The following is a 12606-nucleotide window of genomic DNA, read 5'->3' on the forward strand; positions in this document are numbered from 1 at the left end:
GATAAGTTAAAGGGAATCCTACAAAGTTCAGACGCTATCAAATCTACTGTCACAGATATCGGTGGTGGTCAGTTCACTAGAACAGTGATTGTTGGAGAGATAATTGGTAACTCAGCCTTGAAATATGGGGGTGAAGATACCGCTTGGATTAAAATTTTCACTGACAAAGCAGGTAATTTAATTACAACTTATCCTGTTCCAGCACCATGAGAATTAAGATTAGAAAAGGGTGATAGAAATGCAATACTTCGAAACAACATTGGATGATTACATTTGGGAAGATTTTAAAAGCTTAATGAGCAACCCTTTATTATTTAACAGCTACTCCGATTATTTTTCAATTTTGGTTGAGTGGATAAAAAAGTATAAGGACGATTTGGAAAATTCAGCGTATTGGAATAGGGTTGGAACTGTGATAGATGTAGATATAAAAGAATATATTTCAACAAGGCCAGAGATTTTGCTTAACCAAGAATCAAAAAGGATGTTTAGTTTGAAACCAGATACAGTAGATTCTTTTGTAATGAGGTTGGGTAACACACTATGGGATTTGGTTAAATTTCGTTCAGGGAAAGATTGTCCTAGATGTAAAGATGATGAATTGAATTATGTTGTTGCTGAAGTTCTAAAGACAGCGGAGAAAAAATTAATTTTAGAATGTGATACATGCGGTCGGGCGTTGAATATTGATGGAACGGAATGGTCCAATGGAGTGGCTCTCATTCATCCGGCAAATGAAACAGTTGTTAATAGATGTATAGATGCGAATTAGGCATGTACTATATTTTCCTTGATTGGTTTTATGCCTATCAAGGTTTCTTTTTATTGTCACTCCCCCATACATAAAATAATTTCTGCATTTTGTTTATTTTAACCGAATGCGTCTAGAAGTCAGCGATCAGTTGCACAACGAACCGATGCGTATGGCTATACGGGATACAGCAGATGCGGGGCTGAATATGGGCCTCTATGCTGCCGTTCACAGCCGCTTTCCGGCCGGTAGGTAAGATGTTTAAGGGAGCGGACATTGGCGAGGGAGTTGCTGCGCAAGCGAGTAAAAGTGTGGATGATGTGGTTGAGGGGACGAGTGTTGAATTAGCCAAGACAAATCATTAAAAAGAGTAATATTTCGGTATTTTGTTTGGTGCATTCAATCAGAACCAACTGCATCCCAATTACACACTTATTGATCGGGTAGTGATCGTACTGACGAAGTGAAGCAGGCGTCGCATCAGAGCGACGCCGCTTCCCTTACTACACAATTCTCAAGTCAAATACCTATAAAGCTTGCTCTCCACAGACTGCTCCAGTACTAGATTCATATGCACAACGGAAATCGATTTGCCGTTATTATCGAGCATAGACCCCTGGACCGCGCTTTGAGGATCGGGATGAGCTTTACCCAAATAATAGAACTCCGTTCCTTCCGCATCGTCCTTTTTGATGAATACATGCAGGTCGATTTCCCGCTCGTCTGCCTCAAGGATTGTTCGGACTTCTTCCGATTCCAGAGTTCGTCTGCTTCTTGTCGACCACTTCAACACCTCTGGAGAAATGAATTCCTCCTGATAGTTCGTGCTTGCTTCAACCCCTTCATGCTTATGATAGGTGACAAAGATGGGGCAGGTCTGATACTTCGTCTTGTACCCATACATGGTGGAGCTTTCATCACTCAGCCAATTGAGCAGCTTACAGGAATCCTTCCGGGAATACTTTTTATAGAGCGTAAGGTGTTCATGGCAATCATATTGCTCCGTGATATGTGAAGCGGTTTGGATGATATCGGCAAGCATGCCCCTAAAGTACTCATTGTTCTGCATGGACTGCAACAACACCGGATGAAATACGAACTGCTGCGCTTCCGTGAATACGACGACGGGGGTGTCACCATATTTCTTCCTTGTCGGCTCTGTGAAAAAGGACATGTCCAGCACACGTTTCACGGAATCCAGTGTTTGCGAATCCACAGAACATCTATGCTCACCAAGAGCGTGGACCCATTCCTGGGCTGTAACACGACACGCTGTGAGTAACTGGCTCAGCAAAACAATCTCATGCCTGCGTTTACCATTCAACACTTCCGCCGACAGCATAACCAAATACTTTTTCTCTTGATCGGTTAGCAGAGGGACAGGCTCCTTAATCTTTTGCAAAAAATGATAATAGCTCCCGTGCTCATCTGAGAAAATCAGCGGATCGATCGAGCCGTGCTCCAAGTAATCCAGGTGCGTAGGGATGCGGTTTAAACGATTTTTAAGCTGAATATATTCCTCTTTAAGGATCTTCAGCGCGGTTAAATTACTATTGCTGATGGATTGAAAGATCTGTTTCTTGGCAACTTCCTCGAAATTAATCGTCGAAATTCCATTGATAAAGCTCGTGTCCTTCATATGACGGCGGATATTATCCTTGTTCTGCGACTTATCTCCAGAGAGCGCAATCGGAATCAGGTAGTTATTCTTATAATTTCCGATAAAATCAATGATCGTCACAAATTCCTTACCCGCATGTTTACGTAGGCCGCGTCCCAGTTGCTGAACAAATACGATGCTGGATTGTGTCTGGCGCAGCATGACCACCTGGTTAATGCACGGAATATCGATTCCTTCATTAAAGATATCCACGGTCAGGATGTAGTCCAGCTGCCCATTTTCCAAATCTGTGACACAGCGAGCCCGTTCTTCTTGACGGTCATCTCCTGTTAACGCTACGGTTCGATATCCTCGCATATTCAGCAGCTTAGAAAGCTCGAGCGCTTCTTCTTTCCGGCTGCAAAAGATAAGACCTTTTACCGTCTCGCCGGAATAACCGTAGTACTCCATCTTTTCTATTAGATAGGCTACCCGTTCATCCGAAACGAGCTGAGAGAGCATTACGGTATCGTCGATCACTTGGCCATTATATTCAAAATCGGTCACTCCAAAATAATGAAATGGACACAGCATATCTTCTTCCAGCGCTTCTTGCAGACGAATCTCATAAGCAACATTGTAGTCAAACAACTCATAGATGTTGAAGTCATCCGTCCGCTCCGGCGTAGCGGTCATCCCAAGCAGAAATGCAGGTTGAAAATAATTTATGATGTTAAGATACGAGCTGGCCCCGGCCTTGTGCACTTCGTCTATTAAAATGTAATCAAACGCTTCAGGATCGAAGCTGTTTAGAGTGGAGGCTTTTGATATCGTCTGGACAGTAGCAAACAGATATTTGGCATCCGTCTCTCTGCTGCTCCCAGATAAAATGCCATAGTCTCGATCTTCACCACCAAGGATTCGCTGGTAATTGAGCATGGCTTTTTGCAAAATTTGCTCCCGGTGAACGACAAACAGCATACGTTTAGGGGCAAAGTTTCTGACGTCAAATGCGGACAAGTACGTCTTGCCTGTACCTGTTGCCGAAATTACGAGCCCTTTCTGCGCTCCGGTGGCGCGCAGATCCTGAAGATTTTTTAACGCGTTCATCTGCATCGTATTTGGCACAATAGAGCTGAACACCGTCTGCGGAATGCCTTCTGGAGCGAGCGGGAGCACCTGGCTCACATCTCGAGTGGCTTTTGTAACCTCTTCGTATAGAATCTGATAAGCATCAATCCACTGGCTGGACAAAGGGACGGATTCATCCCAGACCTTATTGAATTCACTTTGAAACTGCCCCAGGAGACCACCATGCTTAAAAGAAGTCAGCTTCACGTTCCATTCATAGTTGGCTTTTAGGGCAGAGGCTGTCAGATTGGAGCTTCCTGTAATAATGGTGGAGTATCCTTCATGGTGAAACAGGTAACCCTTCGCATGAAACCCACTCAGGTCTGATAACCGGACCTCTACGTTGGTAATTTTCAGCAGCTCTTTATAGATTTTTGGCTGATTAAAGTTAAGATAGTTGGAGGTCAGAATTTTACCCGTAACACCGCGCATGTTCAGGTCGAGCAAATGAGACTTCAGTGTAGCCAGTCCACTTTCAGTGATAAAGGCAACAGAGAACACGAAGGATTGACAGTGATCCAGTTCTTCCAGCAGTGGCGTCAGGACATAATCCTTGCTTCCTTTGTTATTCACCAGCAGCTTCGGCTTGTATTTGTCCAATGATTCCTGTTGGTGATTGATGAACGCCCAGCTTAGAGAATGGTTGAGCTGTTGAGTAGAGGTATCCATCTATGTAATCAAATCCTTTTGAATTCGGTGTACGGCAGGAATGTCTGCGGGTGCCCAATCCAAGGACATGAGCTCATCCGGATACAGCCAGGAGATGTCGACATGTTCAGTAAGCATAGGCTTTCCGTTTAGAAGGCGGCAATAAAAAGTAGACAAATGCACAATGCCAAAATCATATTCATAAACGGTCGTTTCGATGTGCTCGCCAATCTCGATGCTGCAATGCATCTCTTCATCGATCTCGCGCTTCAATGCAGCCTGTGGCGTTTCGCCTTCCTCAATCTTGCCGCCGGGAAATTCCCACTTGTATGCTAAAGCTTTTGTAGCCCCGCGCTGGGCACAGAGAATTTTTCCATTCTCGATAATGACAGCTCCGACCACATGGATGTTCTTTTTCAATTCATTTCCCTCCGGTCTTGCATTCTGGTAAATACATGTAGCTTTTAGTCTATTCTATTATATTTGTCGGTATTGGGGCTAGCTCGTGTGATTGAAAATTTTGGAATCGATGAGGACTTTATAACGATTTCTGGTTAATGGTAGATATAGTAAAAAGATAAGGGGTGAGGGGAAATGGATAAACAATTAAAAGATTTCCTTGGTGACTTAATTGTACTTATTCAGGAGAAATATAATGATACGTTGGATGTACCTGCAGATGAAAGTGATGAAGATAAATCTTACAGGTTGGGTTCGAATTTTGCTTATTACGATGTATTAGATTTAGTAGAGTCTCAATTATTATCACAAGGCATTGCTTCTGATTCTCTCAAGAAAATTTCACCAACACTAGGTGAAAAAATTCAAGCAGAGTCTGGACTCTGACGGTAAAAAGGAGGAGCCTATGATCACAATCTTGTTAGGGATCACGTCCATTATCTCATCCGTTATCGTCCTATGTGCAGGATTTATTGTTTCAGCATTAAGATCCGTTCACTATTCAGCAGGTATAAATCTTGGAGCCTTTGAGTACAGTCTGTTCAATATTAGCTTTTTGTGGATTTTAATACCCATCTTACTATTTATAATAGGAGTGTTTCTGCTCTACTTAAGCGCCAAAGATGCCGGTTAACATGCTACAATACAATTACACAACCAACCAGCAAAGGATGAATAACCCATGCCAGTATATAACAAGCTTGTCCGGGATCTGATCCCGGAGATTATACATAAGAGCGGCAAGGAATGCCGGACACGGATTTTGGATGATGAAGAGTACCAGAAAGAGCTGAACGTGAAGCTGAAGGAAGAATCAGAGGAATATTTTGCCGCGTCGAAGTCAGAGGAAGCTTTAGAAGAGCTGGCAGATATGCTTGAAGTCATTCGGTCTCTGGCTACTGTACATGGATCAAGCTGGGAGCAGCTTGATGCGTTGAGAGAGCAGAAGGCGCAGGCCCGCGGCGGGTTTAAGGATAAGGTGTATCTCATCGATGTCGACGACAACGCTTAATGTTAAGCTGATTACGGAGAACCTGGCGGACGAGCTCATTGTCGGCATGCAGCATGCTTCCGGCATTTATATTATGACTTCTTTTGTAATGCAGTCGGGGGTTCGGTTGCTGGCTCCTCATCTGAAAAAAGCCATTGATCGCGGCGCCGAGGTCAAGCTGCTTGCCGGAGATTATTTGTTCGTAACACAGCCGGAAGGCCTGCAGGCCCTGCGTGATACTGACAGCCGGCTGGAGGCCAGATTGTGGCGGAGTATGGGAACCTCGTTTCATCCCAAAGCCTATCTTTTTGATTATGACAACGGAGAGGGTCTGCTGATCGTGGGCTCTTCGAACTTCTCGATGTCGGCCATGCGGATGGGGATGGAATGGAACCTGGCGATGAATGCCAAGGCCGAGCCGTACACTTTTCAGGTTGCATTGGACAAGTTCATGCAGAACTTTTATCACGATTCCACCCTGCCGCTGAATGACCATACGATTTCTCTATATGAGGAAGAGTATAGAGCTTACCACCGGGAGAATCCGGAGCTCATCCGCAGAATTACCGAGATGGAGGAAGAGGAGTATCGTTCGGATAGTGCCAGCAGCTCTGAGGCTGTCGTCATTCCGGACGGCGGGCAGGTACTGATTCAGCCCCGATTTGCCCAGCTGGATGCGTTGGATGCCCTGGAGCGTACTCTGGAAGAGGAATACGATAAAGCAATGGTGGTCATGGCGACAGGCCTGGGCAAAACCTACCTCGCTGGCTTTTTCGCTCAGCGGTTTCAGCGTGTGCTGTTCGTGGCGCATCGGGAGGAGATTTTGTTACAAGCGAAGCGGTCCTTTCAGCAGATCATGCCGGACAAAACCTTTGGTATCTATAACGGGCAGCTGAAAGAAGGAGACGCCGATTGTGTGTTTGCTTCTATCTATACACTGGGCATGAAGAAGCACCGGGAGGCTTTTGCTCAGAAGCATTTTGACCTGATTGTGGTGGATGAATTTCATCATGCGGCTGCCAGCTCGTATCAATCGGTGATTCAATATTTTGAACCGAAATTTCTGCTTGGCATTACGGCAACGCCGGACCGGATGGACGGTAAGGATGTGTATGCTCTTTGTGATGGAAACGTGGCGTACCAGATCTATTTTATCGAAGCGATTCGGCGGGGCTGGCTGTCTCCTTTTCAATATTACGGCGTCTATGATGATACCGATTATTCGTCCATCCGCTGGATGGGATCGCACTACGATGACGAACAGCTAACGGCTGCCCAGTTAAGAGGGAGTCTTGCGGACAAGATTTACGATTCCTGGATGGCGCATAAGCAGACGAGAACGATTGGCTTTTGTTCGTCGATCCGGCAGGCGGATTTTTTGGCGCGGTATTTTCAGGAGAAGGGCAACCCCGCCGTCAGTCTGCATTCCGGAACGGCCGGCATGACCAGGGGAGAAGCGATACAGCGTCTTGCCGATGGAGATCTTAAAATTATTTTTACAGTGGATTTGTTCAATGAAGGCGTGGATATTCCAAGTGTGGATACGCTGCTGTTCGTACGTCCAACAGAATCGTTAACGGTGTTCACCCAGCAGGTGGGCCGGGGCCTCAGGTTATATGAGCAGAAGACACACTGCACCATCATCGACCTGATCGGCAACTACCGGAATGCGGATGTGAAGCTGCGGCTGTTCGCGAATGACGAGGAGTTGAAAGGAACGGCTAAGGACAAGGTGATTCCTTCGGTGCCGGCCGGATGCGAGATCCAGCTGGAGACCGAGGTCATTAATCTGCTGGATGAGCTGAGCCGCAAAAAGCTGCCTCACCGCGAGCGTCTGCACCGCTCTTTTCTGGATCTTCAGGCTGAGATCGGCCGGATTCCGTCCTATCTGGAGCTTCACTTGTACGGCAGGGCCAACAGCTGGGAGTACCGGAATGAATTCGGTTCCTACATCGGCTTTCTTCAATGGGCGGAGTGCTTGACCGAGCAGGAAGAAGAGATCTATTGGCGTTATGAGAGCTGGCTGCGCGATGTAGAGAAGACGGCCATGAACAAAAGCTATAAAATGATCGTTCTTCTGTACATGCTGGAACGTGGTTCCAAGCAGTGGGCGGAGCCTGTGACTTCTCTGGAGGTCGCGCCATTCTTCCATAAGTACCTGACCGAGAAGGAGTACCGCAAACGGATTGATTTCTCGGATAACGATGCAAAAAAGCTGTGGGATTATGATGAGGTAAGGGTAGGCAAGCTGATTGAGAGGATGCCCATGACCAAGTGGAGCTCAGCCAGAGGAAGCATGACTCGCTTTGAGGATGGCGTGTTTAGCCTAGACATTGAAACTACTGCGGAGGATCTAGAAGTGCTGCACCGCTGGACGCAGGAGGTATGCCTGTATAGGCTGCATGTTCATTTTGAGCGTAAGGAACAGGGAGTGGTGCAGTAGGGGCTTTGATGATGAGTGGAAAGCCGATCGGATGTCAGGTGCTGTTCTGATGTTCGGGCGGTTTTTGTGCTTATCTCTGTATCATTTGATGCTTTGGTAATAAACTGTGCAGCATCCATGCTAACCCAGTGACATACGGACTATAGAATTAGGTGAAATCTCCTAGGCTAATGAGATAGTGTCTTATTCAGGATCTTGAATGAAGGACTCTAGAACATTTTCCATATATTTGAATCTGGATACAATGAAGGTTAGTAAACCATGGAGAGGTAACCAAATGTTCAAAATAATTGTGCCGCCGGAAGTGCTGATCCAGTTGTCCCAGCAGTTTCACCTAGCTTCCCTGCAATTCGAATGGACTGTAAACCAACTGAATCATCAAATGGACACGATGCTGTTATGGGAAGGGACGACACGGCAGCGATTTTATGCGGATTATGATAGAGCTCGACTGGATCTGAAACGGGTTATTGAACTTATGGAGTCTGTCAGCGTAGAATTACAAGGAATCGCAATTAAATTTAGGCTTCTTGATGAGGAAACCTTGTCATATATCCCATCTAGTAATAAGCCCGAGCCGAAAAACTGGCAGGATCACGCAGAAGATCTGTGGGAAGGTGTCAAGACAGGCGGCAGGAATATCGCAGATTCCATCGTTAGCACAGGAGAAGCCTTGATCGAGGACCCTATCGGAACCGCAGGTGACATGCTGTACAATGCCACCATTGGCACTGCAGAAGAAGTCATAGATACTACGGTTTGGGGAGCCAAGATGGCCTTCGACGTGGGAGACACCCGGGAGAAGTTTGATGAGAGTGTGAATGCTGCTGGAGGAAGAGACCAATTTATTGGGCAGCAGGGAGTTGCAATTGCGAGTAATTTCCTTCTTCGCAGGCTCGGTCTCAAGGATCACGATGATTCAGGCGGTGGTGGTGGCGGCTCTAAGAAGGCTGAGGGTACGGATAACACTGTAGGAAACTTTGCAGGTAACATTATTGCTGAAAACATTCCTAACATGTCAAAACAAGAAATCTTAGATAGCTTGCCGAAGGATTGGAAGTATACTGATAACAATGGTTTCGTTCACATTAGAGATGCTAGAGGAAACGTTCGAATGAAAATTGACCCACCTGATAAGGTTACAAAGTATGACCATGTTCATTTGTTTGATGAAAGTGGTAATCCGATTGATGTAAACTTGAATGTTGTTGACAGAAAAAGCTCTGAAGCTCATATCCCATACAAAAAGTGAGGTAATTAGCGTGAAGGCTGAAAAAATTCTATCCCAGATTGAGTCCATGCACTACTGGGATGCTAGAGTGTTAAGGTTTGATTCAAGTTATTTTGGTGATGAAATAACCCTTGTGTTTGAGGACACAGAGTTCAACGTCAAGTTATCCTTTATTGGTTGTTCTAGTTTTTCCTTTGTTACAAATGTCGATGATCGGATAAAACCCTTAAGAGAGTTGACTAGACCACAGATCCCTTATTTTCTTCAAGATATTGAAGTAACTGATGTTCAAAGGGATGGTCATAGTTTGCTAAATTGCAAAATTTTAATTCCCCCTCTTAACTCAGAGATACTTTGCACCTCAATTTCAATTAAAAAGATATAGTGAGTTAACCTAGTTAGGACTCGTGTTTTTCAAGGCGAAGTGACATTCAATGGCAGTATTCGTATTAATGCTGAAGGATTATGAAAACGAACAAAAAGTAGTGTTTAGTTATGGACCAAATGAAGAAACGGTCGGTAAGATTGAATATGATAAAAAGAACGGTGTCATTAATCAAATCTCTGCAATTGTTTCTGACAGTTATACCGATGATTTCTTTTTTAAAAGAGCTGGAAGAAGATTGGCAAGAATAATCATTAAAGAAAATGGTAATTTTGTTGAAGGAACAACTATTGAATCATAGAACTGTTAGCTGGGATTACTTTATTAGGTGTGAATCATATTGGTATAGCTGCAAAAGCTGCCGGATGTCAGGCTTTGTCCTGATGTTTAGGCGGCTTTTTTATTACTTTGGAAAAATCAGTATACAAGAGTGCGCCCTACCGGTCGATACAAAACAAAAACACCCAACCCACAGAACGGAGCCTTCACATGTTAAAAAAGTTACTGTCACTGTTCAAATCAAGTACCCCGGATAAGAAAAAGCCGGCTCAATCCAACAAGGCCAATGCACCATCCAGAAGTAAACCCAAACCTAAGCCTAAAGTTGAGCCTACAAGAATCGGAGAACTGGGCGAGCATAAGATTAATATCCAGCTGGATCAGCTGCCTAAAGGATGCAACTTTCTGAGTGATCTTATGGTGGCCAATTCGAAATCACGCACGGGTTATTCGCAGATTGATCATGTGGTGATTACCCCGCAGGGCCTGTTTGTGATTGAGACGAAGAATTAGAACGGCGAGATCAAGGGTAGCAGGCAGGGCAAGTCCTGGACGGTGAGCGGCAGATTTAAAATGTACAATCCGTTCATGCAGAATTACGGTCATATCCAGGCGATAAAGTCAGTTCTTCCAAAATACCGGGAGGCCCGTTACATCTCTCTGGTGTCTTTTACCATGCGCTGCCGATTTAGCGTAGACCCAGAATTAAGGAAGATCCAATCTGACGATCTCATTGTGTACGATGTCGAGCTGTCGGAATATATCCAGCGCAAAATGAACCGGATTCAAGCCGAAAAGCTGAACCCCGAATTAACAGAAAGCGATATACAGAGCATCTATGAAACCCTGAGCGAAGCGATAATCACCGATTCTAGGCTTCGAGCAGAGCATGTGGACAAGGCGGGAGGTGTCAGTAGAGATCATTCTTATCATGTTAAGAGTTGATCTTGACTGGGAAGGCCGGTATATTTCCCGTTCAAAGCTACTCTTTGAAAAAACAGTTAATTATTACTAGCCTTATAGTCAGTTGTATAGTATTCTTTCATTGTGTTTTTTTTTACGATTATAATTCACTTTCAGGAGGAAACATCCAGATGCTACTAACACGCAAGAAACGATTTACCGCACTTCTCATGGCTGCAATAATACTGATAGCTCCTTTATGGGGAACAGCTGGCGCATCCGCAATGCTCAGCCGGCGCTGACAGTTACGGATGTGACTTATATCCCGGATATTTATGTCTCGTTTGGTACAAGGAAGGAGGGGCTCGGACTGCCCAGAACGATAGAGATTACCTTGGAGGACCATTCGGTTACAGACGCTCCAGTCGCTTGGAATGGGGGTACTCCGATATATGATCCTGCAGCCGCAGGAGTTTATCTATTTGAGGGGACGCTTGATTTGCCAGCAGGCATCCATAATCCGAACCAGGTTACAGCAGAAGCGAAAGTGATCTTGAAGGAGCGGGTGCCTGACGATGTCATCACAGGTCTGGTGCTTGATCAATCCAGCTACCGGCTGCAGACCGGCCAAACCCATTCAACTGTAACCAAGGCGGTGTACAGCAGCGGAAGGCAGGAAGCGTTGGGAGAGGGGTCTTGTATCAGGCGTGTTGATTATCCAGTAACAGGAAATAAAAATTGAAAAGAGGTCTTGCCTTTAGTAGAATCGGTAGTCACGACACCACGATTCGAAAAGGAGACCTCTCATGAAGAAGCATAGAGGTTTTCTTTCGATGGATCAAACAACATCTCAATGTCCCCACCTTATTTGGCACGACTGAAAATGCTGTATACGGACAATTATTCGCTGCCTTAATCGCCTTTATTCTTCTCCAATGGTTGCATAGCAGCACCAAGCCATCCATCATAAAGTGCAAATCGCTCGCGTTAGTGTCTTTCGTCCGCTTGTTCCTGTTGGATAAGCTATCTCCCGAGTGGAAGGTCGCCATTTCCATGCTAGTACGGGAGAAGCTCTCATTGAAGATCCACTTAGAACCATAGGAGACATGGCGTACAATGCCACGATCGGAACGGTAGAGGAAGTTATTGACACTACGGTCTGGGGAACTAAGATGGCTTTTGATGTGGAGGATACCCGGGAGAAATTTGAAGATAGCGTTAATGCTGCGGAAGGAACCAGCCAATTTATCGGACAGCAGGGCGCGATGATTGCTGGAGGTCTTGCTTTACGCAGAGTGGGAGTTAAGAATAGCCCTAAGTCTCATACTAGCAGCAGCGACTATAATAAAATTAAAGATACTAAAGATGCTAGGCTTAACACTTATGGTGATGCACTTCGACAAAAACTTGGGCCAGCTCAAGATTCGCATATAGACGAATATAAAAGTATTCTTAAACACGCTGAAGAATCAGGAGTGAAAGTTGATTTCAGAAAAGGTACACTAGCTTACGAGCCTTCTTTTAACAATCCAGGAAGACTCATACTTGATCCAGAAGCTTCAATAGGTGCTGTTCGACATGAATATAGGCATATGTTAGATGATTTTGATTTAGGTCATCCTGGAATGAGAGTGATCGCTGACAGTGAATTGTTTTGGCGACTTGAATATAGGGGTTACATGGAGGAAATAAGATTAGCGAGTGAAATACGTGAGTACGATGCAGGGAGAATTATTTTGAAAGAAATGCGAGCTAGAAGGCAAGAAATACTTGGGAGGTAGAGTC

General features: G+C 45.0%; 11 protein-coding genes and 1 pseudogene. 10 read left to right on the plus strand and 2 right to left on the minus strand.

The genetic code is table 11. From position 1 onward, the window contains the following. Positions 1 to 259 precede the first annotated feature (259 nt). Positions 260 to 772, plus strand: a complete 513-nt coding sequence (locus tag E6C60_RS04755; protein WP_217496382.1) for a hypothetical protein — start codon at positions 260 to 262, stop codon at positions 770 to 772. 493 nt (positions 773 to 1265) lie between these two features. Here E6C60_RS04755 and E6C60_RS04760 read toward each other — a convergent pair whose 3' ends face one another. Next, positions 1266 to 4151: a DEAD/DEAH box helicase gene (locus tag E6C60_RS04760; protein WP_138224767.1), complete on the minus strand. Its 2886-nt coding sequence runs from the start codon at positions 4149 to 4151 to the stop codon at positions 1266 to 1268. Next, positions 4152 to 4550 (minus strand): (deoxy)nucleoside triphosphate pyrophosphohydrolase, encoded by a 399-nt coding sequence (locus E6C60_RS04765; protein WP_138224768.1) that lies wholly within the window; start codon positions 4548 to 4550, stop codon positions 4152 to 4154. A gap of 174 nt (positions 4551 to 4724) precedes the next feature. On the opposite strand from E6C60_RS04765, the gene E6C60_RS04770 reads away from it, so the two are divergent. From E6C60_RS04770 to E6C60_RS04810, 9 genes and pseudogenes are all read left to right on the plus strand, one after another. After that, entirely contained in the window at positions 4725 to 4976 is a 252-nt protein-coding gene (locus E6C60_RS04770; protein ID WP_138224769.1) for a hypothetical protein, read from the plus strand. 295 nt (positions 4977 to 5271) lie between these two features. Further along, positions 5272 to 5601 (plus strand): nucleoside triphosphate pyrophosphohydrolase, encoded by a 330-nt coding sequence (locus tag E6C60_RS04775; RefSeq protein ID WP_138224770.1) that lies wholly within the window; start codon positions 5272 to 5274, stop codon positions 5599 to 5601. Continuing rightward, positions 5582 to 8023 (plus strand): DEAD/DEAH box helicase family protein, encoded by a 2442-nt coding sequence (locus tag E6C60_RS04780; protein WP_138224771.1) that lies wholly within the window; start codon positions 5582 to 5584, stop codon positions 8021 to 8023. The genes E6C60_RS04775 and E6C60_RS04780 overlap by 20 nt, the downstream gene beginning before the upstream one ends. Before the next feature lie 277 nt (positions 8024 to 8300). Then, positions 8301 to 9275, plus strand: coding sequence for a WXG100 family type VII secretion target (locus tag E6C60_RS21280; protein ID WP_233281144.1), 975 nt, complete (start codon positions 8301 to 8303; stop codon positions 9273 to 9275). Between the two features lie 10 nt (positions 9276 to 9285). Next, positions 9286 to 9639, plus strand: a complete 354-nt coding sequence (locus tag E6C60_RS04790; protein WP_138224772.1) for a hypothetical protein — start codon at positions 9286 to 9288, stop codon at positions 9637 to 9639. 49 nt (positions 9640 to 9688) lie between these two features. Beyond that, positions 9689 to 9940 carry a hypothetical protein gene (locus tag E6C60_RS04795; protein ID WP_138224773.1) on the plus strand — a complete coding sequence of 84 codons (252 nt, stop codon included), beginning with the start codon at positions 9689 to 9691 and terminating at the stop codon, positions 9938 to 9940. Positions 9941 to 10128: 188 nt separating this feature from the next. Continuing rightward, positions 10129 to 10863 (plus strand): annotated as a pseudogene (locus E6C60_RS04800) (nuclease-related domain-containing protein). Positions 10864 to 11080: 217 nt separating this feature from the next. After that, complete coding sequence (locus tag E6C60_RS04805; protein ID WP_138224774.1) at positions 11081 to 11563, plus strand: Ig-like domain-containing protein; 483 nt, start codon at positions 11081 to 11083, stop codon at positions 11561 to 11563. A gap of 364 nt (positions 11564 to 11927) precedes the next feature. Beyond that, positions 11928 to 12602, plus strand: a complete 675-nt coding sequence (locus tag E6C60_RS04810; RefSeq protein WP_138224775.1) for a hypothetical protein — start codon at positions 11928 to 11930, stop codon at positions 12600 to 12602. Positions 12603 to 12606 lie beyond the last annotated feature (4 nt).

Origin of the sequence: Paenibacillus algicola (assembly GCF_005577435.1) — a bacterium.
Classification (GTDB): Bacteria; Bacillota; Bacilli; order Paenibacillales; family Paenibacillaceae; genus Paenibacillus_AQ; species Paenibacillus_AQ algicola.

Bases quoted from the DNA above. Each gene is read 5' to 3' on its own strand.
- E6C60_RS04810 (WP_138224775.1), top strand. From the start codon at position 11,928: ATGGCGTACAATGCCACGATCGGAACGGTAGAGGAAGTTATTGACACT.
- E6C60_RS21280 (WP_233281144.1), top strand. From the start codon at position 8,301: ATGTTCAAAATAATTGTGCCGCCGGAAGTGCTGATCCAGTTGTCCCAG.
- E6C60_RS04795 (WP_138224773.1), top strand. From the start codon at position 9,689: ATGGCAGTATTCGTATTAATGCTGAAGGATTATGAAAACGAACAAAAA.
- E6C60_RS04805 (WP_138224774.1), top strand. From the start codon at position 11,081: ATGGGGAACAGCTGGCGCATCCGCAATGCTCAGCCGGCGCTGACAGTT.
- E6C60_RS04770 (WP_138224769.1), top strand. From the start codon at position 4,725: ATGGATAAACAATTAAAAGATTTCCTTGGTGACTTAATTGTACTTATT.
- E6C60_RS04780 (WP_138224771.1), top strand. From the start codon at position 5,582: ATGTCGACGACAACGCTTAATGTTAAGCTGATTACGGAGAACCTGGCG.
- E6C60_RS04760 (WP_138224767.1), bottom strand. From the start codon at position 4,151: ATGGATACCTCTACTCAACAGCTCAACCATTCTCTAAGCTGGGCGTTC.
- E6C60_RS04775 (WP_138224770.1), top strand. From the start codon at position 5,272: ATGCCAGTATATAACAAGCTTGTCCGGGATCTGATCCCGGAGATTATA.